This window comes from Streptomyces sp. H51 (assembly GCF_035656535.1).
Taxonomy (GTDB): Bacteria; Actinomycetota; Actinomycetes; order Streptomycetales; family Streptomycetaceae; genus Streptomyces.
Genome location: NZ_JAYMHD010000087.1, coordinates 225,667 through 247,301 on the forward strand (window position 1 = coordinate 225,667; position 21,635 = coordinate 247,301).

20 protein-coding genes are annotated in these 21,635 nt (G+C 73.5%); 8 read left to right on the top strand and 12 right to left on the bottom strand.

The window, feature by feature from the left end:
- Positions 1-59 precede the first annotated feature (59 nt).
- From VKA29_RS34660 to pdhA, 7 genes are all read right to left on the bottom strand, one after another.
- A complete protein-coding gene (locus VKA29_RS34660; RefSeq protein WP_324790022.1) occupies positions 60-1,040 on the bottom strand; it encodes an NAD(P)H-quinone oxidoreductase in 981 nt (326 codons plus the stop codon).
- 56 nt (positions 1,041-1,096) lie between these two features.
- A complete protein-coding gene (locus VKA29_RS34665; RefSeq protein WP_324790023.1) occupies positions 1,097-2,194 on the bottom strand; it encodes a potassium channel family protein in 1,098 nt (365 codons plus the stop codon).
- Positions 2,191-3,507, bottom strand: coding sequence for a molybdopterin molybdotransferase MoeA (locus VKA29_RS34670; RefSeq protein ID WP_324790024.1), 1,317 nt, complete (start codon positions 3,505-3,507; stop codon positions 2,191-2,193). The genes VKA29_RS34665 and VKA29_RS34670 overlap by 4 nt, the downstream gene beginning before the upstream one ends.
- A gap of 173 nt (positions 3,508-3,680) precedes the next feature.
- On the bottom strand, positions 3,681-4,718 hold the full coding sequence (locus tag VKA29_RS34675) for an NTP transferase domain-containing protein (protein ID WP_420718632.1): 1,038 nt from the start codon (positions 4,716-4,718) through the stop codon (positions 3,681-3,683).
- 54 nt (positions 4,719-4,772) lie between these two features.
- The gene (locus tag VKA29_RS34680) at positions 4,773-6,224 is read right to left on the bottom strand and encodes a dihydrolipoamide acetyltransferase family protein (RefSeq protein WP_324790025.1); all 1,452 of its coding nucleotides are present in this window, start codon (positions 6,222-6,224) and stop codon (positions 4,773-4,775) included.
- Entirely contained in the window at positions 6,224-7,228 is a 1,005-nt protein-coding gene (locus VKA29_RS34685) for an alpha-ketoacid dehydrogenase subunit beta (RefSeq protein ID WP_324790026.1), read from the bottom strand. Before VKA29_RS34685 ends, VKA29_RS34680 begins: the two co-directional genes overlap by 1 nt.
- Positions 7,225-8,361, bottom strand: coding sequence for a pyruvate dehydrogenase (acetyl-transferring) E1 component subunit alpha (gene pdhA, locus VKA29_RS34690; protein WP_324790027.1), 1,137 nt, complete (start codon positions 8,359-8,361; stop codon positions 7,225-7,227). Before pdhA ends, VKA29_RS34685 begins: the two co-directional genes overlap by 4 nt.
- A gap of 187 nt (positions 8,362-8,548) precedes the next feature.
- Between pdhA and VKA29_RS34695 the strand changes: the two genes are divergently transcribed.
- Entirely contained in the window at positions 8,549-9,067 is a 519-nt protein-coding gene (locus VKA29_RS34695; protein WP_324790233.1) for an Lrp/AsnC family transcriptional regulator, read from the top strand.
- 1 nt (position 9,068) lies between these two features.
- Here the strand turns inward: VKA29_RS34695 and VKA29_RS34700 are convergent, their stop codons facing one another.
- Complete coding sequence (locus tag VKA29_RS34700; RefSeq protein WP_324790028.1) at positions 9,069-9,659, bottom strand: TetR/AcrR family transcriptional regulator; 591 nt, start codon at positions 9,657-9,659, stop codon at positions 9,069-9,071.
- Positions 9,656-11,173: a 3-hydroxyacyl-CoA dehydrogenase gene (locus VKA29_RS34705; RefSeq protein WP_324790029.1), complete on the bottom strand. Its 1,518-nt coding sequence runs from the start codon at positions 11,171-11,173 to the stop codon at positions 9,656-9,658. Before VKA29_RS34705 ends, VKA29_RS34700 begins: the two co-directional genes overlap by 4 nt.
- A gap of 160 nt (positions 11,174-11,333) precedes the next feature.
- Here VKA29_RS34705 and paaN point away from each other — a divergent pair, with 160 nt between their 5' ends.
- Positions 11,334-13,025, top strand: a complete 1,692-nt coding sequence (gene paaN / locus VKA29_RS34710; RefSeq protein WP_324790030.1) for a phenylacetic acid degradation protein PaaN — start codon at positions 11,334-11,336, stop codon at positions 13,023-13,025.
- Positions 13,026-13,149: 124 nt separating this feature from the next.
- Here paaN and VKA29_RS34715 read toward each other — a convergent pair whose 3' ends face one another.
- From VKA29_RS34715 to VKA29_RS34725, 3 genes are read right to left on the bottom strand one after another with little or no spacing between them, the layout of a single operon-like run.
- Positions 13,150-13,914, bottom strand: a complete 765-nt coding sequence (locus tag VKA29_RS34715; RefSeq protein ID WP_324790031.1) for a TrmH family RNA methyltransferase — start codon at positions 13,912-13,914, stop codon at positions 13,150-13,152.
- 39 nt (positions 13,915-13,953) lie between these two features.
- Entirely contained in the window at positions 13,954-15,249 is a 1,296-nt protein-coding gene (locus VKA29_RS34720) for an HTTM domain-containing protein (protein WP_324790032.1), read from the bottom strand.
- Complete coding sequence (locus VKA29_RS34725; RefSeq protein ID WP_420718633.1) at positions 15,246-16,358, bottom strand: DUF5819 family protein; 1,113 nt, start codon at positions 16,356-16,358, stop codon at positions 15,246-15,248. The genes VKA29_RS34720 and VKA29_RS34725 overlap by 4 nt, the downstream gene beginning before the upstream one ends.
- Before the next feature lie 347 nt (positions 16,359-16,705).
- On the opposite strand from VKA29_RS34725, the gene paaA reads away from it, so the two are divergent.
- The 6 genes from paaA to VKA29_RS34755 all read left to right on the top strand — a co-directional run bounded on the left by paaA (position 16,706) and on the right by VKA29_RS34755 (position 21,569).
- Complete coding sequence (gene paaA, locus VKA29_RS34730) at positions 16,706-17,698, top strand: 1,2-phenylacetyl-CoA epoxidase subunit PaaA (protein ID WP_324790034.1); 993 nt, start codon at positions 16,706-16,708, stop codon at positions 17,696-17,698.
- Positions 17,695-17,982 carry a 1,2-phenylacetyl-CoA epoxidase subunit PaaB gene (gene paaB / locus VKA29_RS34735; protein ID WP_324790035.1) on the top strand — a complete coding sequence of 96 codons (288 nt, stop codon included), beginning with the start codon at positions 17,695-17,697 and terminating at the stop codon, positions 17,980-17,982. Before paaA ends, paaB begins: the two co-directional genes overlap by 4 nt.
- The gene (gene paaC / locus VKA29_RS34740; RefSeq protein WP_420718635.1) at positions 17,979-18,752 is read left to right on the top strand and encodes a 1,2-phenylacetyl-CoA epoxidase subunit PaaC; all 774 of its coding nucleotides are present in this window, start codon (positions 17,979-17,981) and stop codon (positions 18,750-18,752) included. The genes paaB and paaC overlap by 4 nt, the downstream gene beginning before the upstream one ends.
- Entirely contained in the window at positions 18,746-19,273 is a 528-nt protein-coding gene (gene paaD, locus VKA29_RS34745; RefSeq protein ID WP_324790036.1) for a 1,2-phenylacetyl-CoA epoxidase subunit PaaD, read from the top strand. Before paaC ends, paaD begins: the two co-directional genes overlap by 7 nt.
- The gene (gene paaE, locus VKA29_RS34750) at positions 19,273-20,331 is read left to right on the top strand and encodes a 1,2-phenylacetyl-CoA epoxidase subunit PaaE (RefSeq protein WP_324790037.1); all 1,059 of its coding nucleotides are present in this window, start codon (positions 19,273-19,275) and stop codon (positions 20,329-20,331) included. The genes paaD and paaE overlap by 1 nt, the downstream gene beginning before the upstream one ends.
- 104 nt (positions 20,332-20,435) lie before the next feature.
- The gene (locus VKA29_RS34755; protein ID WP_324790038.1) at positions 20,436-21,569 is read left to right on the top strand and encodes an acyl-CoA dehydrogenase family protein; all 1,134 of its coding nucleotides are present in this window, start codon (positions 20,436-20,438) and stop codon (positions 21,567-21,569) included.
- Positions 21,570-21,635: the final 66 nt, after the last annotated feature.

Consider the following 21,635-nt stretch of genomic DNA (forward strand, 5'->3'; position numbering starts at 1 on the left):
TCCGGGCCGGCCCGGCGCCGGCCCGGCGCGGGCCCGGCGCGGGCCCGGCGTCGGGGCGGCTACGGCACGACCAGCAGGACCTTGCCCACGTGCCCGCTCGCCTCCACCACCCGGTGGGCGGCGGCCGCGTCGTTCATCGGGACCTCGCGGTCGACGACCGGGCGGACGTGACCGCCGGCGATCAACGGCCAGACGTGCTCGCGCACGGCCGCGACGATGGCCGCCTTCTCGCCGAGCGGACGGGCGCGCAGCGAGGTGGCGCTGATCGCGGCCCGCTTGTTCAGCAGCGTGCCGATGTTCAGCTCGCCCTTGACGCCGCCCTGCATGCCGATGATCGCGAGCCGGCCGTTGACGGCGAGGGCCTGCACGTTGCGCTGCAGGTACTTGGCGCCCATGTTGTCGAGGATGACGTCGGCGCCCGCGCCGTCGGTGGCCTTCTTCACCTCGGCGACGAAGTCCTGCTCCCGGTAGTTGATCAGGATGTCCGCGCCGAGCCGGGCGCAGCGCTCCAGCTTCTCCGGGGTGCCCGCCGTGACGGCGACCTTGGCGCCGACGGCCTTGGCGAGCTGGATCGCCATCGTGCCGATGCCGCTGGAGCCGCCGTGCACGAGCAGCGTCTCGCCCGGCCGCAGGTGGGCGACCATGAACACGTTGGACCAGACCGTGCAGACCACCTCGGGCAGCGCCGCGGCCTGCTTCAGGTCCAGGCCCTCCGGCACCGGCAGCAACTGACCGGCCGGCACGACGACCTTCTCCGCGTAGCCGCCGCCCGAGAGCAGCGCGCACACCTCGTCGCCCTCGGCCCAGCCGGACACGCCGGGCCCCACGGCGGCGATCCGTCCGGAGCACTCCAGGCCGGGGTAGGGGGAGGCACCGGGCGGCGGGTCGTAGAAGCCCTGCCGCTGCAGAATGTCGGCCCGGTTGACGGCGCCGGCCACCACCTCGACCAGCACCTCTCCCTCGCCGGGCACCGGATCGGGGACCTCGTCCCACACCAGCGCCTCGGGCCCACCAGGTTCGGGAATCGTGATCGCATGCATGAGCAGGACGCTACTCCCTCACCCCGGTCACGACGCGGCCGTACGACCGCCGGTGATCACTGCGGCGGCAGCCGGCGGACGTCCGGCGTGACGTGCGTACCCGGCGTGGCCCGCACGATGGTGATCAGCCGGTCCGTCAGCTCCAGTCCTCCGACGGCGGAGTCGTCGTAGCCGAGGACGCGGTGTCCGCGGACGACGCTCACCACCAGGTCGTCCAGCTCGCGCGGGCCCCTGCCCACCTCCGCCTTGGTGACCGGTCGTTCGACGATGTCGAGCCCGCTGCCCTGGTGGATCAGGTCCTCCATCACCATGCCGGCCGCGGGGCTGAGCACGGACAGGCCGAGCAGCCGGCCGGCCGCGCTGGCGCTGGTGATGACCGCGTCGGCGCCGGACTGCTTCAGCAGCGGCGCGTTCTCCTCCTCGCGCACCGCGGCGACGATCTTCGCTCCGCGGTTGAGCTGCCGCGCCGTCAGCGTCACGAGCACGGCCGTGTCGTCGCGCTGGGTGGCGACTATGACCTGCCGCGCCCGGTGCACCTCGGCGCGCTTCAGCACCTCGCTGCGCGTCCCGTCCCCGGTCACACCCGCGTAGCCCTCGGCCGTCGCGGCGTCGATCACCTTGTTGCTGGGATCGACCACGACGACCTGTTCCTTCTTCAGGCCCGTCGCGCAGACGGTCTGGATCGCCGAACGGCCCTTGGTGCCGAAGCCGACGACGACGGTGTGGTCGCGCAAGGTGGACCTCCAGCGGTTCAGACGCCATTCCTCACGGGTTCGTTCGGTGAGGACCTCCAGCGTGGTGCCGACCAGGATGATCAGGAACAGCACACGCAGCGGCGTGACGACGAAGATGTTGATGAGCCGGGCGCCGTCACCGACCGGGGTGATGTCGCCGTATCCGGTGGTGGAGAGGGTGACGGTGGCGTAGTAGAAGGAGTCGAGCAGGCCGACGGAGTCGTCGGCGTTGTCGTGGTAGCCGTCGTGGTCGGCGTAGACGATCAGCGCGGTCACGATCAGCACCAGGAGCGCCATCAGCAGCCGCTTGGTGACCTGCCGCAGCGGGCGCTCCACCACTCGTCTCGGCAGATTCACCCGACGGGTCACGAGATGTTCGTCCGCCTGGCGGGCGATCGCGTCATGGCCCGGAAGTTTCACGTGAAACACACCCCGATTCCCGCGGACGCCCACGGCAGATCCAGCAGTTCCAGCTCCTGACCGGCACGGGCCCCGCCGGGAGGGACGACGGCGAGGGCGTCGGCCGCCGCGACGCCGCGCAGCATGGCCGGTCCGTTGTAGTGCAGCGGCACGGCACGATCGCCGCGCAGCGCGACGGGGACCAGCCGGGTGTCGTACGGGTGTCCCTGCGCCGCCTCCCGCAGCGGCAGCGTGTACGGCTCCGGGGCGGGGCGTGCGGCCAGGGCGCGCAGCAGGGGCTCGGCGAGCGTGAGCAGGCCGGAGACGGCTGCCAGGGGGTTGCCGGGCAGGCCCACGAGGTGCCGGCCGTCCGCGATGCGGGCCAGCAGCATGGGGTGGCCGGGGCGGACCTTGACGCCGTCCACCAGGAGTTCGGCCCCGATGCGGTGCAGGGTGGGGTGGACGTGGTCGACCGGGCCGGAGGCGGTGCCGCCGGTGGTGACGATCAGGTCGGCGTCGGACGCCGTGATCGCCCGGTGCAGGGCCTTCGCGTCGTCGCCGAGGCGGCGGACGGCGGTGACCTCGGCGCCGAGCGCCCGCAGCCAGGGCGGGAGCATGGGGCCGAGGGCGTCCCGGATGAGACCGTCGTGCGGCCGTCCCTCGGTGAGCAGTTCGTCGCCGAGGACCAGGACCTCGGCGCGGGGGCGGGGGACCACGGTGAGGGTGTCGTACCCGGCGGCCGCGGCGAGGCCGAGCACGGCCGGGGTCACGAGGGCGCCGGCGGGCAGCAGCCGGTCGCCGCTGCGGCACTCCTGACCGCGGGGGCGGATGTCCTGGCCGTGCTGGACCTCGCGGGTGGCGTGCAGGCGGCCCTTGTCGTCGCCGCGGCCGTGCTCGCTGCGCAGGACGGCGGTGGTCTCCAGGGGGATGCGGGCGCCGGTGGCGATGCGGACGGCCTCGCCGTCGGTGAGGGGCTCCGGCCGCGCGTGCCCGGCGAGCACCCCCTCGTCCCGCACGTCCCAGGGGCCGGGTCCGGCGACCGCCCAGCCGTCCATCGCCGAGGTGTCGAAGGACGGCAGGTCGGTGAGGGCGTCGAGGGGGGCGGCCAGGGTGAGGCCCAGGGCGGCGTCGAGCGGGGCGGAGACGAGGGCGCGGCGGGCCGCCCGGGAACCGGCGTGGGCGGCGGTCGCGCGGGCCTGCGGCCAGGGGGTGGCCCGGTGCCGGGCGTCGGCCGCGGCGGGGGCGCCGTGACGGCCGCCCTGGGCGGCGGGCGGGGTCACCCGGTGGCCGGGGGTGCCGGAGGTGCCGGGGGTGCCGCCTTCGGGATTCCTCACGAGCGCGAGCACCTCCTCGACGCCCAGGTCGTCGGCTTCCTCACCGGTCCGCTGGGAACGCGGGGACTCTGCGGACCGGGCGGATTCGGCGGATTCGGCGGACCGGGAGGATTCGGCGGATTCGGCGGACCGGGAGGGCTTCGCGGACCGGGCGGACCCTGCGGACCGGGCGGTCATTCGGCGTCCGGGCGGGTGTCGGGTGTGGCGTCGGGGGCCACGTCCGGTTCGCCGGCGGCGGCGTCCTCCTCGGCCCAGCGCAGGGCGAGGGCGGCGGCCTTCCGGGCGGCCTCCGCGACCGCGTCGGGTCCGCTCACCCGTCGCCCGCCGTCGCCCTCCTCGGAAGCCCCTTCGGCTCCCCGCTCGTAGACGCCCCGTGCGGCCGCGTAACCGACGAGGAAGGTGGTCAGCGGCGCCGCCGGCCTGGCGACGCCGTGGGCGGCGTCCCGGGCGAGGTCGAGCAGGACGCCGGTGTCGACGTCGAGGTCGATGCCGAGCTCGGTCTTGACTGCGGAGATCCATTCGTCCAACACGTGCTCATGCTCCCTGATGCGTGCCCGGGCGGTGGCGATGTCTTCCCAGGTGTCGCAGTCGAACGACGCGACGGGGTCGGTGATGCGGGTGAGGTCGAGGGCGGCGGTCAGCCGGCGCAGCGGCAGCCCGCTGAGGCCGCCGTGCGCCCGGGTGAGTGCGGCCAGCTCGCGGTCCAGCGCCTTCCTGCGGTACGCGGCCACGAGGGGCTGGTCGCGGCCGTCCGCGTCGGTGAGCAGCACGCCGTCGGCGTGGTCCGCGCGCAGGGCGGCCAGCAGGCGTTCCACCGTCGCCGCCCGCAGGAAGGGCAGGTCGGCGGAGAGGACGACGACGTCCTCGGCCGTGATGTGGCGCAGCCCGGCACCGAGTGCGGCGAGCGGGCCCGCGCCGGGCGGGTCCTCGCGCGTCCACAGCACGGGCCGGGCGGTGGGGCGGGCGTCGGCGACGACCACGGTCGTGTGTGCCGTGGCGCAGGCGGCGAGCACGCGGTCGAGCAGCGCGCGCCCGCCGACGGGCAGGCCGGGCTTGTCCGCGCCGCCGAGCCGCCGGGCGGCCCCGCCCGCGAGCACGACGGCGTCGTACCCGGCGGCGTCCTGCCGGGCGGGGTCCTGCCCGGCAGGTTCTTGCCGGGCAGGTTCCTGCCCGGCAGGGGCCGCGGCGTCCCGCGGCTCGTTAGACGTCACCCCCCGAGTATGCGGGCCCCGGCGATCACGGGGAACGCGCGGGGGGTCCCGCCGTCACAGGGTGCGCAGCAGTACCGCCGGATGTTCGACGCAGTCGGCCACGTACCGCAGGAAACCGCCCGCGGTGCCGCCGTCGCAGACGCGGTGGTCGAAGGTGAGCGAGAGCTGGACGACCTGGCGCACCGCCAGCTCGCCCTCGTGCACCCACGGCTTGGGGACGATGCGGCCGACGCCCAACATGGCGGCCTCGGGATGGTTGACGATCGGGGTCGAGCCGTCGACGCCGAACACTCCGTAGTTGTTCAGTGTGAAGGTGCCGCCGGTGAGTTCGGCGGGCGTGAGGGTGCCGGCCCGGGCCGCCTCGGTGAGCCGCGCGAACTCCGCGCTCAGCGACTCGGCGTCCCGCTCGTGCGCGCCGCGCACCACCGGTACGACCAGACCCCGCTCGGTCTGCGCGGCGAAGCCCAGGTGCACCTGGTCGAGCCGGACGACCTCCCTGGCTTCCATGTCCACGGTGGAGTTGAGCTCGGGATACCGGGCGAGGGCGGCGGTGCAGATGCGGGCCAGCAGGGCGATCAGGGAGATCTTCGGCCCGCCGGTGGCGTTCATCGCGCTGCGCGCGCGCATCAACTCCGTCGCGTCGGCGTCCACCCAGCAGGTGGCGTCCGGAATCTCGCGCCGGCTGCGGGAGAGTTTGTCGGCGACGGCACCGCGGACGCCCTTGAGGGGGATGCGTGTCCCGGCGGGGGCTGCGGCCGACGCCGGAGCCGAGGGCGTAGGGCTGTGCGCGCCGGCGGCGGCGGCACGCAGGGCGTACTCGACGTCCGCGCGCAGGATCAGCCCGTCCGGCCCGGACCCGGTCAGCTCCCGCAGGTCCAGGCCGTTCTCCCGGGCGAGACGGCGCACGAGCGGCGAGATCACCGGCACCGGACCGTCGGCGGGGGAGCCGTCGGCGCCGTTGCCGGTGGCCGGCCGGCCGGCGCCGGGGGGCGGGGCCGTGCCGAGGCCGCCCGTACCTGCCGGGCCGTGCCCGGCCGAGGACGCGATCCGGTCGGCGGACCCGCCGGGCGCCGCACCGGGCACGGGCTGCCGCGCCGGCGCCACGGACGCGTGGGAGGCCGCGGGCGCGGGGGAGGCCGCGGGCGCCTGCGGCCGGACCCGGCGCCGGCGGGCGGGCGCCTGCGAGGTGCCGTAGCCGACCAGTACGTTGCCCGAACCCTCGCCGTGCTGCTCGCTCCCGCCGGGGGAGCCGGCGGCCGGCGCGCCCACCGCGACGGTCAGCAGGGGCGCCCCGACGGGAAGCTCGGTGCCCTCCTCGCCGAAGCGGGCGGTGACCACGCCGCCGTAGGGGCAGGGCACCTCGACCATCGCCTTGGCCGTCTCGACCTCGACGACCGGCTGGTCGATGGCGACGACCTCGCCGACCTGGACCAGCCAGCGCACGATCTGCGCCTCGGTGAGCCCCTCCCCGAGGTCGGGGAGCTTGAACTCCAGCACCTGTGCCATCAGCCCTCGGCCTCCCACTGCAGACGCGCCACGGCGTCCAGGATCCGGTCCACCCCGGGCAGGTGGTGGCGCTCCAGCATCGGCGGCGGGTAGGGGGTGTCGAACCCGGCCACGCGCAGCACCGGCGCCTCCAGGTGGTGGAAGCAGCGCTCCGTGACACGGGCCGCGATCTCCCCGCCCGGTCCGCCGAACCCGCCCGCCTCGTGCACGACGACCGCTCGCCCGGTCCGCCGTACCGAGGCGGAGACCGTCTCGTCGTCGAACGGCACCAGGGAGCGCAGGTCGACGACTTCCAGGTCCCAGCCCTCGGCCCGGGCCGCCTCGGCGGCTTCCAGGCAGACGGGCACCGACGGCCCGTACGTGATGAGCGTGGCGCTCCGGCCGGTGCGCCGCACCACCGCGCGGCCGATCGGTTCCACGGCCGCCGGCTCCTCGGGGTTCCAGGAGTCCTTCGACCAGTACAGGCGCTTGGGTTCGAGGAAGACCACCGGATCGTCGGAGGCGATCGCGGCGCGCAGCAGGCCGTAGGCGTCGGCGACGGTGGCGGGCGTGACGACATGGAGCCCCGGAGTCGCCATGTAGTACGCCTCGGAGGAGTCGCTGTGGTGCTCGACGCCGCCGATGCCGCCGCCGTAGGGGATGCGGATCGTGATCGGCATCGGCATCGTCCCGCGGGTGCGGTTGCGCATGCGGGCCACGTGCGAGACCAGTTGCTCGAACGACGGGTAGGCGAACGCGTCGAACTGCATCTCCACGACCGGGCGCAGCCCGTACATGGCCATGCCGACGGCCGTGCCGAGGATGCCGGCCTCGGCGAGCGGGGTGTCCATGCAGCGGTGCTCGCCGAACTCCTTGGCGAGCCCGTCGGTGACCCGGAAGACGCCGCCGAGGGTGCCGACGTCCTCGCCCATCACGTGCACGCTCGGGTCGGCGGCCATGGCGTCGCGCAGCGCGCGCGTGAGGGCCTGCGCCATGGTGGCCGGCTTGAGGGCGACGGTGGTCATCGGTGGGTTCCCTCCTGCTCCGCCTCGAGTTCCGCCCGCAGCAACGCGCGCTGTTCGCGCAGTTGCGGGGTGGGCTCGGCGTAGACGTGGTCGAACAGGTCCATGGGGTCGAGCACCGGGTCCTGGTTCATGCGCTCGCGCAGGGCGGCCGCCATGGCCTCCGCGTCCTGCTTGGCGGCCCGGACGCCGTCGTCGTCGAGCAGGCCGCGTCCGGTCAGTTCGTGTTCCAGCAGGTCGATCGGGTCGTGCTCGCGCCAGGTGTCGACCTCGGCGTCGGTGCGGTAGCGGGTGGCGTCGTCGGCGTTGGTGTGGGCGTCGACGCGGTAGGTGATCGCCTCGACGAGCGTGGGGCCGCCGCCCGCTCGCGCGCGGCGCACCGCCTCGTCGAGCACCTCGTGCACGGCGAGGACGTCGTTGCCGTCGACCAGGCGGCCGGGCATGCCGTAGCCGACGGCCTTGTGGGCCAGCGACGGGGCCGCGGTCTGCTTGGCGAGCGGCACGGAGATGGCGAAGCCGTTGTTCTGGACCAGGAAGACGACCGGCGCCTGCCAGACGGCGGCGAAGTTCAGCGCCTCGTGGAAGTCGCCCTCGCTGGTGCCGCCGTCGCCGACCATGGCCAGCGCGACCACGTCGTCGCCCTTGAGGCGGGCGGCGTGCGCGAGGCCGACGGCGTGCGGGAGCTGGGTGGCGAGCGGGGTGCACAGGGGGGCCACGCGGTGCTCGCGCGGGTCGTAGCCGGTGTGCCAGTCGCCGCGCAGGAGGGTCAGGGCCTCGACCGGGTCCACGCCGCGGACGACGGCGGCGAGCGTGTCCCGGTAGCTGGGGAAGAGCCAGTCGCGGTCCTGGAGGACGAGCGCGGCGGCGACCTCGCATGCCTCCTGGCCGGTGGTGGAGGGGTAGACGGCGAGGCGGCCCTGCTTGGTGAGGGCGGTGGCCTGCGCGTTGTACCTGCGGCCGCGCACCAGCTCGGCGTACAGGCGGCGCAGCAGGGCCGGGTCGGCCTCGGCCGCTGCCTTCGTGCCGAGGACGCGGTACGGCTCCGCGTCGGGCAGCAGCGGCGCGGGGTCCGTGCGGGGCTGCCAGGCGGGCGGCGGGGACGGCCGGTAGGCACCCCGCTGCTCCATGACCGTCATGACGGAACCTCCTCGTGGGCGGCTTGCGGCACGGCACGTGTGTGACGGGCCTCACCTACCGATTGTTCGGTCGTCGGCACAGTTTGGCTACAGGGCCCTCCAGGCTGTGGACAAACGGTTCTCCACAGCCTGCAATGAACGCAGGACGTCCATGGCGGGAAGGCGGGGGGACATGACACCTGAACAAATGGCCGAGGCTCCGGAGGCCGACGACGCTCTGCCGCCCGCGCGGCCCGCCGAGGGCGTCGCCCCGCCGCCCGCGAGACCTCTCGACGCCATCGATCTGGACATCCTGCAGATACTCCAGGCCGACGGCCGCGCCTCGATACGGTCGGTCGCCGAACGGGTCCACGTCTCGCGTGCCAATGCCTACGCCCGTATCAACCGCCTCCTCGAGGACGGTGTCATCTGCGGCTTCGGCGCCCGGGTCAACCACGAACGGGCCGGTCAGGGCACGTCGGCGTACATCACCCTGAAGATCGTCCAGAACTCCTGGCGCACGGTGCGCGAGCAGCTCAGGCAGTTGCCGGGGGCCTCGCACATCGCCCTGGTCGGGGGTGATTTCGACGTGCTGCTGCTGGTGCACACCTCCGACAACAGGGCGCTGCGCGAGCTGGTGCTCACCCGGCTGCAGGCCATGCCGGAGGTGCTCAGCACGCGCACGCTGCTGGTCTTCGAGGAGGAGGACCTCGAGCCGCAGGGCTGACTCAGCCGGCCTGGCGCAGCCCCCCGAAGACCAGCCGCACGACCGCGTCGGCCACGTCCCGCTCGTTCATGCCCCGGCCGTCCGGCCGGTACCACTCGACGATCGAGTTGATCATCCCGAAGACCAGCCGGGTGGCGAGCCGCACCTCGACGTCGCCCCGTACGTCCCCGTCGGCGGCCGCCGCCTTCAGCAACTCGGCGACCCGGCGGTCGAACTCGCGGCGCCGCATCAGGGCCCACCGCTCGGTCTCGGTGTTGCCCCGTACGCGCAGCAGCAGCGTCACGTACGGCAGCTCGGCGATCAGCACCTCGACCATGCGCCGTACGACGTACTCCAGGCGGTCGGCGGCGGGCCCCTCGCACGCGTGCTGCTCGTCCAGGATGGCGAACAGGCCGTCCAGCGCCCGGCGCACGGCCCGGCGCAGCAGCTCCTCCTTGCCGGTGACGTGGTGGTAGATCGATGACTTGGAGATGCCCGCCGCGCGGGACAGGTGCTCCATGGAGGTGCCGTCGTAGCCACGTTCGTTGAAGACCTGCACGGCGACGGACAGCAGCGTCTCGGGGGTGTACGTGTCGCGCTTGGCGGTGGTCATGAGGTGCCGCCCTCCCGCTTGTCGGTGGCGAAAGCGTGCCGGTACAGCGCGAGCGAGGGCGCATAGCGGCCGCGTGGGTCACGGTCGTGCAGGTCGTCCAGGAGGGAGAAGGCCCACATCCGGCCGAGCTTGCGGCTCCACTCGAAGGGGCCGAGCGGGTAGTTGACGCCCAGGCGCATCGCGGTGTCGACGTCCTCCTCGGTGGCCACCCCCTTGGCGACGGCGTCGTGCGCGAGGTCGACGATCCGGGCGACCGTGCGGGCGACGATCATGCCGGGGACGTCGCCGATGACGCTGACGTCCTTGCCGAGCGCCTGGAACAGGCCGATCGCCTCGGAGAGGGTCCGCGGGGCGGTGTCCTGGCCGGCGGACACGGCGATGCGGGTGGCCCGGCGGTAGTCGAGGGCGAGGTCGAAGTAGACGACGTCGCGGAACTCCACGGAGGTCTGCCCGTCGGCGAGCGCCAGCTGGCCGCCGCTCGGCAGCACCAGGCGGGTGCCGTGGTCGTCGTCCTCCTCGCGGACCTGGATGCCCGCCTCCCGGATCAGCGCGAGCAGCTCCCCGGCCGGCCCCAGCGTGCCCTCGGCGACGACGTAGGCGGGCGGCTGGTGCTTCTCCGCGGTGTGCGGCTCGGGACGGTCGGCGCCGTCGGCGTAGTCGTACCAGCCGCGGCCGCTCTTGCGGCCGAGACGGCCGGACTCGACCAGGCGCCGCTGGGCGAGGGAGGGCGCGAAGCGCACGTCCTGGAAGAAGGACTGCCACACGGAGTGCGTGACGGACTCGTTGACGTCCTGGCCGATGAGGTCGGTCAGCTCGAAGGCGCCCATCCGGAAGCCGCCACATTCGCGCAGGACCGCGTCGATGGTGGCCGGGTCGGCGCCCTGGTCCTCGTACACCGCGAAGGCCTCGGCGTAGAAGGGCCGGGCGATGCGGTTGACGATGAAACCGGGTGTGTCGGCGCAGGCCACCGGCGTCTTGCCCCAGGCGCGCGCCGTCTCGTAGGCGCGCGTGGCCGAGGTGACGTCGGTGGCGAACCCGGAGACCACCTCGACCAGCGGCAGCAGCGGGGCGGGGTTGAAGAAGTGCAGGCCGACGAAGCGGCCGGGGTTGCGCAGCGCGCCGGCGATGGCCGTCACCGACAGGGAGGAGGTGTTGGTGGCGAGCAGGCAGTCCTCGCCGACGATGCCCTCCAGCTCCCGCAGCAGCTCCTGCTTGACGTCGAGCCGCTCCAGCACGGCCTCCACGACGAGGGCGCAGCCGGCCAGGTCGGCGAGGCTTTCGACGGGGCTGAGCCGGGCGCGGGCCGCGTCGCGGTCGGTGCCGGTGAGCCGGTCCTTCTCGACGAGCCGGTCGAGGCGGGCGCCGATCGTGTCGGCCGCTTCCCGGGCCCGCCCCGGTACGGCGTCGTACAACCGGACGGGGTGGCCGGCGACCAGCGCGACCTGGGCGATGCCCTGGCCCATGGTGCCGGTGCCGACGACGGCCACGGGGCTGCTGAGGTCGAGTGCTGTCATGTGCGCGATCCTCCCGCACGGGGTTTTCCACAGATGCGGCAGGCCCCCTTGTCCCGACCGATCGTTCGGTTACTCTAACTCTCGCGGCACCGTCCCGCCCATGTTTCTGCCCAGGTCATGAGCTCAACGGAGAGTTCACAAGACGAGGAGTTGGTCCCGCATGGCCGCCGAACTGACCGCCCACGAGCTGATCGCCAAGCACCGGCCCACCCTCGACCAGGCGCTGGACGCGATCCGCACGCGCGCGTACTGGTCCCCGCACCCCGAGCACCCCAAGGCCTACGGCGAGAACGGCAGCCTGGACATGGCGGCGGGCAAGGCCGCCTTCGACGCGCTGCTCGGCACCCGTCTCGACCTCGGCCAGCCCGGCACGGACGACTGGGTCGGCGGCGAGGTCTCGCCGTACGGCATCGAGCTGGGGGTCGAGTACCCGCACGCGGACCTCGACGTGCTGCTGCCCGCGATGCGGGCCGGTCAGCGGGCCTGGCGGGACGCCGGCGCGGAGATGCGCGCGGTGGTCTGCATGGAGATCCTCAAGCGGATCAGCGACCGGACGCACGAGTTCGCGCACGCGGTCATGCACACCTCCGGCCAGGCCTTCATGATGGCCTTCCAGGCGGGCGGCCCGCACGCCCAGGACCGCGGCCTGGAGGCGGTGGCGTACGCCTACGTGGAGCAGGTCCGCACCCCGGACACGGCGGAGTGGACCAAGCCCCAGGGCAAGCGCGACCCGCTCGCGCTGACCAAGCAGTTCGTCCCGGTGCCCCGGGGCACCGCCCTGGTCATCGGCTGCAACACCTTCCCCACGTGGAACGGCTATCCGGGCCTGTTCGCCTCCCTGGCCACCGGCAACGCGGTCGTGGTCAAGCCGCACCCGCGCGCGGTACTGCCGCTCGCGCTCACCGTGCAGGTCGCCCGCCAGGTCCTGGCCGAGACAGGCTTCGACCCCAATCTGGTGGCGCTGGCCGCGGAACGGCCCGGCGAGGGCATCGCCAAGACGCTCGCCACCCGGCCCGAGATCAAGATCATCGACTACACCGGCTCCACCGGGTTCGGCGACTGGCTGGAGGCCAACGCCCGCCAGGCACAGGTCTACACGGAGAAGGCCGGCGTCAACACGGTCGTCGTGGACTCCACGGGCGACTACAAGGGGATGCTGTCCAACCTGGCCTTCTCGCTCTCCCTGTACAGCGGCCAGATGTGCACCACCCCGCAGAACCTGCTGATCCCGCGCGACGGCATCCGCACCGACCAGGGCCCGAAGACCTTCGACGAGGTGGTCGCCGACCTCGCCCGCTCGGTCGACGGCCTGCTCGGCGACGACGCGCGCGCGAACGCCCTGCTCGGCGCCATCGTCAACCCCGACGTCAAGGCGCGCCTGGAGGCGGCCGCGGGCCTGGGCGAGGTCGCCCTGGCCTCTCGGGAGGTGAGCAACCCGGAGTTCCCGGGCGCGGTCGTGCGGACGCCCGTGATCGTCACCCTGGACGGCGCCAAGCCGGACGCCCAGGCCGTCTGCATGAGCGAGTGCTTCGGCCCGGTCTCCTTCGCCGTCGCGGTCGACTCCACGGCCGACGCGGTGGAGCTGCTGCGGCGCACGATCCGCGAGAAGGGCGCGATGACGGTCGGCGCCTACACGACCGACGCCGAGGCGGAGCAGGCGATCCAGGAGGTGTGCCTGGAGGAGGCGGCCCAGCTGTCCCTCAACCTCACCGGCGGGGTGTACGTCAACCAGACGGCAGCCTTCTCCGACTTCCACGGCTCGGGCGGCAACCCGGCGGCGAACGCGGCCCTCACCGACGGGGCGTTCGTCGCCAACCGCTTCCGGGTGGTGGAGGTGCGCCGGGAGGCGTAGGAAAGCCGGCGCGGCGGGCCGGGCCGGGACGCGGGGGACAGCCCGATCGGCTGGCATACCGGAGGGTGTAGGACAGCCTGATCGACTGACATACCGGAGGACGTAGGACAGCCGACCCGGCGGGTCAGGCCGGTCGGCCGGCGCCCGCGCTCCAGTGGTACAGCGTCATGGCCACGCTGGTGGCGAGGTTGTAGCTGGAGACCTGCGGGCGCATCGGCAGGGCGAGCAGGTGATCGGCACGGGCGCGCAGTTCCTGCGACAGGCCGCTGCGCTCCGAGCCGAAGGCGAGGACGGCGTCGTCCGGGAGCTTCACGCCCCGGACGTCCTCGCCCTCCGGGTCCAGTGCGAACACCGGTCCGCCGGGCAGTTCGCCGACGGTCAGCCGCTCCACGGCGGTGGCGAAGTGCAGCCCGGCCCCGCCGCGCACGACCGTGGGATGCCAGGGGTCGAGCGTGCCGGTGGTGACGACGCCGGTCGCCCCGAAGCCGGCGGCCAGCCGGATCACGGCGCCCGCGTTGCCGAGGTTGCGCGGATTGTCCAGGACGACGACCGGGGCGGTGCGCGGCGTGTGGGTCAGCCTCGCCAGGTTGGCCTCACGGGACGGACGTACCGCCAGGGCGGCGACCCCGGTCGGATGCGGCCGGGACACGAGGCCGCGGTACGCCACCTCGGGCACCTCCGTCACCAGCGCGGCCAGCGTGGACCGCACGTCGGGGGCCAGCTCGTCGGCCAGCGCCAGCGCCGCCCGCCGGTCGACGGCGACCGCCACCGGCACCTCCGCCCCGAAGCGCACGGCGTGCTTGAGGGCATGGAAGCCGTCGAGCAGGACGCAGGCGTCGGCGAGCCGGTGCCAGGTGCGCAGGGGGCCGGGGGCGGCCGGATCGGTCATGGCGTGAAGCCTACGTGCGGGCTCGACGGCGGCCGACGGTCAGGGCCGGTGTGCGGTCACGTCGTCGTCCACCCCGCGTGCGCGTGGCCGGGGGATGCCCTTGGCCGCTTCCCCGTCCGCCTTCGCCGTCGGCCCCGCCTGCGGGCCCCCGGAGTCGTCCGCGGCCCCCGGCTCGGACGGCGCCGTACGGCCGTCCCGCCGGAGCACGCGTCCACGCGCGCGTACCGCCCGTCCGCCCAGCCTGCGCAGGAACGAGGTCGGCAGGAAGACGGAGTCCGCCGCGATCATCGCCAGCGAGAAGAACGGCAGCCCGAGCACCACGGCGATCACCGCGTGCTCGGTCATCATGCCCACCAGCAGGACGTTCTTGACCCGCCGGTTGAACAGCGTGAACGGGAAGGCGACCTGCGCGACGACCGTCCCGTAGGTCACCAGCATCACCATCGTGCCGCCGGCCGACAGCGCGTCGGCGAGCGCGGGCCAGGGCGAGAAGTAGTCGAGGTGGAGCGGGTAGTAGACCGCGGTGCCGTCCTGCCAGCGCGAGCCCTGGATCTTGTACCAGCCGGCCGTGGCGTAGATCAGACAGGCCTCGGCCATGATCACGAGCAGGGCGCCGTTGTGCACGATGTTCCCGACGACGTCCAGCAGGATCCGCGGCTGGTCACTTCGCGCACGGCGCGCGACAGCCCAGTACAGGGCCGACGCCGGCCACAGCGTCCACAGGATCACCGGCACCGTCGGATCGACGCCGTGGAACCGGCCGCCGGCGGTCACCGCGACCAGCACGAACCCGAGCACGCCCCACAGCACGGGGCCCGCCGGATCGGCGACCCGTTCCCCGCGCGCACGTGCCTCGCCTGCGAGCCGTGCCCGGCGGGCGTCCAGCGACCACACCCGGCCGCAGCGTGTGAAGACCAGGTAGACCGACATCAGGTGCAGGACGTTGTCCCCGCCGTCGCCCATGAAGACGCTGCGGTTCTGCAGCGACAGCACACCGACCATGAACAGCACGGACATCGCGCGCGTGCGCCAGCCGAGCAGCAGCAGGACGCTCGACAGTACGGCGACGGCGTAGACGATCTCGAACCAGACGGCGCTGTCGGACCACATCAGCACCGTGAAGGCGTGGTTGACCGAGATCAGCTGCTGGGCCAGGTCCCAGCTCCACGGCCCGTCGGGACCGTACAGCTCGCGGCGGTGGGGGAGCTCGCGCAGCAGGAACAGCAGCCAGGTCGTGCTGAAGCCGATGCGGATCACGGCGCTCTGGTACGGGCCGAGCGCGGACTCGGTGACGCGGGCGATGCCTGCGGACACCGACAGGGCGAAGCGGTTCACCCGGTGCCTCCCCCGGTGTCGGCGGACGAGAGGGACCACCACGGCAGCACGCGGTACACCGGCCGGACGGCCACCTGCTCCCCGCTCCACTTCGGCGGCGGGACGTCCGTGGTACGGGAACGGACCTGGACACGCTGGACGACGCCGCCCGCGCCGGCCGCGTCCTCCCGGTCCAGGCGCAGCGCCACGATGCGCCGCAGATACGTCTCGGACAGGGCCCCGCGCAGGCCGGTCGGGCGGTTCTGGCCGTCATGGGTGGCGACGAAGAAGTCCCAGGCCCTGCGCAGCTCGTTCTGCTGGGTGTGGCTGGGCAGCGGGTTGCCGTCGATGGCGCGGCCGTCCTGCGCGGACAGGTCGTACCAGCCGGTGGTCCGCACGTCCCCGTCGCCCGTGCTGACGTCCGCGCGGACCTGCACGGCGATGTTCTGCTGCAGCGGGTTCGGCGCGAAGAGCTTCCAGTTCTGCTCGAACTCCGGGTAGACCCAGTCGTCGATCGCCTTCCCGTGCTGCTTGGTGAGCGTGTTCGAGGGCGCGACGTGCAGGAAGACCATGCCGAGATGCACGCAGACGGCGACCGCGACGACCGCGAGAGCCACGGCCGCGGCTATCTGACAGCGCAGCCCGAGAGCGGCCACGCCGGTGCGGGCACCGGCGTGGCCGGTCAGGGCGCTCGACGCGGAGTCCCGCGGCTCGGCTGCCTGGCCGGGTTGGTCGAGCCAGGCCGGCTGATCAGGCCGGTCGGGTTGGTCGGGCCGGTCGGACTGGGGGGACCGGTCGGACCGGTCGGACTGGGGGAACCGGTCGGGCTGGTCGGTCCGATCGGCCTGGGAAGGTCGTGCGGGATCCGACGCACCAGTGGGCCCGTCCCGCTCCTCCCTACCTGACTCCGAGGCATCGCCAGGCCCACCGGCCTTGGAGGCACCAGCCACATCGGACTCCGAGACACCGAGCGCCCCACCGAGCCCACCGGACCCGCCAGACCCGGCCGGTCCGTGCAGCCCATCGGACTCGGCGGGTACGTCCAGCCCATCGGACTCGCCGGGCTCGTCGGGCTCGTCCGGACCCTCTGGCCCATGCCGGGCCTGGGAGCCTGCGTCGTACGCGTCCATTGCGCCCCGTCTTCCGGTTGCCGTCGCCGTCCCGCCTCCGGCCGCATGGCGTTCCGCCGCCCGCGGCACCGGCTCCGCGGCACTCGCACGGAACGGTACTCAGGCCCGGGCACCCGGCACAGCCTTGTCGGGAGATCTCCACGTGGCCATGGCCACACCCGCCCTCCGGCGTCCCGCACGACGGGCCGGGGGCGGACGTCGCGGCTGTCCACAGGATCCACAGGGTGCGCCGCACGTTTTCCACAGTGGTTGACACCTCACGGCGGCCGACCCACCATGGAATCGCACGGACCGAACGATCGGTCGGGAGTCGGTTCCAGCAGAGTCCAGGTCGAGGGGGACCTCAAATGGCGACAGCAGCCGCGCACCAGACGTACGGCACCGAGGAGAAGACCGTCGGCACCGACGCGTACGAGCGCGCCTTCGACGCCGCCGTGGCTGCCGACGAGCGCATCGAGCCGCGCGACTGGATGCCCGACGCCTACCGCACGACCCTCGTCCGCCAGATCGCCCAGCACGCCCACTCCGAGATCATCGGCATGCAGCCGGAGGCCAACTGGATCACCCGCGCGCCATCACTGCGCCGCAAGGCCATCCTGATGGCCAAGGTCCAGGACGAGGCGGGACACGGGCTGTACCTCTACAGCGCGGCGGAGACCCTGGGCACCAGCCGCGAAGAGCTGCTCGACAAGCTCCACTCCGGCCGCCAGAAATACTCCTCGATCTTCAACTACCCCACGCTGACCTGGGCGGACGTGGGCGCGATCGGCTGGCTGGTGGACGGCGCCGCGATCACCAACCAGGTGCCGCTGTGCCGCTGCTCCTACGGCCCGTACGCCCGCGCGATGGTCCGCGTCTGCAAGGAGGAGTCCTTCCACCAGCGCCAGGGCTACGAGCTGCTGCTCGCCCTCAGCCGCGGCACCCCGGCGCAGCACGCGATGGCCCAGGACGCGGTGAACCGCTGGTGGTGGCCGTCGTTGATGATGTTCGGTCCGCCCGACGACGAGTCGGCGCACTCGGCGCAGTCGATGGCGTGGAAGATCAAGCGGCACTCGAACGACGAGTTGCGCCAGCGCTTCGTCGACATCTGCGTGCCTCAGGCCGAGTCCCTGGGCCTCACGCTCCCCGACCCGGACCTGAAGTGGAACGAGGAGCGGGGACACCACGACTTCGGCCCGATCGACTGGGCGGAGTTCCGGGAGGTCCTCAAGGGCAACGGCCCGTGCAACGAACAGCGGATGACCCAGCGCAGGCGGGCCCACGAGGAGGGCGCCTGGGTCAGGGAGGCGGCCGCGGCGTACGCGGCCAAGCACACCGGCGACGGAGCGGAGCGAGCATGACGAACACCGACTGGCCCCTGTGGGAGGTCTTCGTGCGCTCGCGCCGCGGCCTCGCGCACACCCACGCCGGCAGCCTGCACGCCCCCGACGCGGAGTTCGCCCTGCGCAACGCCCGCGACCTGTACACCCGCCGCGGCGAGGGCGTCTCGATCTGGGTCGTCCCCTCGTCCGCGATCACGGCGTCCTCCCCCGACGAGAAGGACCCGTTCTTCGAACCGGCCGCCGACAAGCCCTACCGGCACCCGACGTTCTACGACATCCCGGAGGGGGTGAAGCACCTGTGACGGCTCAGCAGACGACCCCGGTCCCCACGACGGCCACGACCCCGGCCCCCACACCTGCCCCGGTCCCCACGACGGCGGCGCTGGCCCTCGGCGACGACGCGCTGGTGCTGTCCCACCGCCTGGGCGAGTGGGCGGGCCACGCCCCCGTGCTGGAGGAAGAGGTCGCCCTCGCCAACATCGCCCTCGACCTGCTCGGCCAGGCCCGCGTGCTGCTGTCGATGGCCGGCGACGAGGACGAACTGGCCTACCTGCGCGAGGAGCGCTCCTTCACCAACCTCCAGCTCGTCGAGCAGCCGAACGGCGACTTCGCCCACACCATCGCCCGCCAGCTGTACTTCTCCACCTACCAGCACCTGCTGTACGCCGAACTGGCCGACGGGGACGGCCCCTTCGCCGGCCTGGCCGCGAAGGCCGTCAAGGAGGTCGCCTACCACCGCGACCACGCCGAGCAGTGGACGCTGCGGCTCGGCGACGGCACCGAGGTCAGCCACGAGCGGATGCAGCGGGCGTGCGCGGCCCTGTGGCGGTTCACCGGCGAGATGTTCCAGCCGGTGGACGGGCTGGACGTCGACCGGGCGGGCATGGAGTCGGCCTGGCTGGAGTCCGTCGGGGACGTGCTGCGCCGGGCGACCCTGACGGTGCCGGAGGGAGCGAGGTCCGGGGCGTGGACGGCCGGCGCGGGTCGCCAGGGCCTGCACACCGAGCCCTTCGGCCGGATGCTCGCCGAGATGCAGCACCTGCACCGCAGCCACCCGGGGGCGTCATGGTGACGGCCACCCCGCTGGAGGCGGAGCTGCTGGAGATCGCCGGGTCGGTGCCCGACCCGGAGCTGCCCGTGCTCACCCTCGGTGAGCTGGGCGTGGTGCGCGCGGTGCACCTGCGCGACACGGACTCGGTCGACGTCGAGCTGACCCCCACGTACACCGGCTGCCCGGCCATCGAGGCGATGTGCCTGGACATAGAGCGGGCGCTGCACGCGCACGGCGTGCGCGAGGTGACCGTCCGCAAAGTGCTGCGGCCCGCCTGGTCGACGGACGACATCAGCGCCGAAGGGCGGCGCAAGCTGAGGGAGTTCGGCATCGCCCCGCCCCGCGCGCGGCGGGAGTCCGGCCCGGTGGCCGTCTCCCTCGGCCCGGTCCGGACCCGCGACGCGGGCGAGGAGCCCGTCCGCTGCCCGCACTGCGGCAGTGCCGACACCGAGCTGCTGAGCCGGTTCTCCTCCACCGCGTGCAAGGCGCTGCGGCGCTGCCTCGCCTGCCGTGAACCGTTCGACCACTTCAAGGAGTTGTGATGGCCCGCTTCCACGCGCTCCGGGTGGTGGCGGTCGACCGGCTCACCGACGACTCCGTGGCCCTCACCCTCGCCGTGCCCCCCGAGCTGAGGCAGGACTACCGGCACGCCCCCGGCCAGCACCTCGCCCTGCGGCGCACCGTCGACGGCCGGGAGATACGGCGCACGTACTCGATCTGCTCCCCGGCACCGGACGCCGAGGGTCCGCGGGAACTGCGGGTCGGGGTGCGCCTGGTGGAGGGCGGCGCGTTCTCGACCTACGCCCTGAAGGAGATCAACGTCGGCGACGAGGTGGAGGTGATGACACCGGCGGGGCGCTTCACCCTCCGGCCCGCCCCCGGCCGGTACGCGGCGATCGTCGGCGGCAGCGGCATCACCCCGGTGCTGTCGATCGTCTCGACGCTGCTCGAGCGCGAGCCGACGGCCCGCTTCTGCCTGATACGCGGCGACCGTACGACGGCCTCCACGATGTTCCTGGACGAGGTCGCCGACCTGAAGGACCGGTATCCCGAGCGGTTGCAGCTGGTGACGGTGCTGTCCCGGGAGGAGCAGCAGGCCGGGCTGCCGTCCGGGCGGCTCGATCGGGAGCGGCTGGCCTCCCTGCTGCCGGCGCTGCTGCCGGTGACGGAGGTCGCCGAGTGGTTCCTGTGCGGGCCGTTCGGACTGGTCCAGGGCGCCGAGCAGGCGCTCCGGGAGCTCGGCGTCCCCCGGGCCCGGATCCACGAGGAGATCTTCCACGTGGACTCGGCCGCCGCCCCCGCGAGGCCCGTGCCCGCCCCCGCGCACAGCACGGTGACCGCCCGGCTCGACGGCCGCGGTGGAACCTGGCCCGTCGAGGACGGCGAGTCGCTGCTGGAGACCGTGCTGCGCAACCGGCCCGACGCGCCCTACGCCTGCAAGGGCGGTGTGTGCGGCACCTGCCGGGCCTTCCTGGTCTCGGGCGAGGTCCGCATGGACCGCAATTTCGCGCTGGAGAAGGAGGAGACCGAGGCGGGATACGTGCTGGCCTGCCAGTCGCATCCGGTGACGGAGAAGGTGGAACTGGACTTCGACCGGTGAGACCGACCGGGAACGTCACCGTTCCCTTCTCCTAGAACCTGTTCTATCTTGACGGCTCGTCAGATCAGCTTCGGCTGAGCGGATCCGGCCGGAAGGACAGGACCGTGGACTTCACCTTCACCGAGGAGCAGCAGGCGGCGGCCGAGGCGGCACGCGGGGTGTTCGCCGGCGTCACGCCCGACGCGGTGCCCAGCCCCTCACTCGTCACGGGCGCCGTCGCCGACGACTTCGACCGCGCTCTGTGGGCCCGGCTCGCCGAGGCCGACCTGCTGAGCCTGCTGCTCGACGCGGAGTACGGCGGCGCCGGCCTGGACGCCATCGCGCTGTGCCTGGTGCTGCGGGAGTCGGCGAAGGTGCTGGCGCGTGTCCCGTTGCTGGAGAGCAGCGCGGCCGCGGCAGCCGTCCAGGCGCACGGGAGCGATGAGTTGAGGTCCGGCCTGCTCGCCCGGGCGGCCCGCGGCGAGGTCGTGCTGACCGTCGCGGCGAACGGCCGCACCGGCCACGACCCGGCCGAACTCGCCGTCACCGCGAGGCGGGACGGCGACGCATGGATCCTGGACGGGACACAGACCGCGGTGCCGTGGGCCCACACCGCCGACCACATCGTCGTCCCCGCGCGAACGGCCGACGACCGGACCCTGCTCGCCGTGCTCCCCCGCGCCCACCCCGGGATCACGATCGGCGAGCAGGTCTCCACCACCGGCGAGCGGCTCGGCGAACTGCGCCTGGACGCAGCGCGGATCGCGGCCCGTGATGTCGTCGACGCCGACGGCGCGTGGGAATGGCTGCGCGAACTGCTGGCCACCGGGACGTGCGCGCTGGCCCTCGGCCTGGGCGAGCGGGTCCTCGCGATGACCGCCGAATACACCGGCGGGCGGGAGCAGTTCGGGCACCCGGTCGCGACCTTCCAGGCCGTGGCGGTGCAGGCCGCCGACCGCTTCATCGACCTGCGCGCGATGGAAGCCACGCTGTGGCAGGCGGCCTGGCGGATCGCCTCGGGGGCGCCCGGCGCGCTGCCCGCCTCCGGCGACGTCGCCGTCGCCAAGATCTGGGCGTCGGACGGCGTACGGCGGATCGTGCAGACCGCGCAGCATCTGCACGGCGGGTTCGGGGCCGACGTCGACTACCCGCTGCACCGCTACCACGCCTGGGCCAAGCACCTGGAACTGTCGCTCGGCCCGGCGCCCGCGCACGAGGAGGCCCTGGGAGACCTGCTGGCAGCCCACCCGCTCGGCTGACCGGCGCCGTCGGGCGCCCTGCGCGCGGCGCCGGCCTGCCGTCCCGCAGGACGAGGTCCAGCCCCG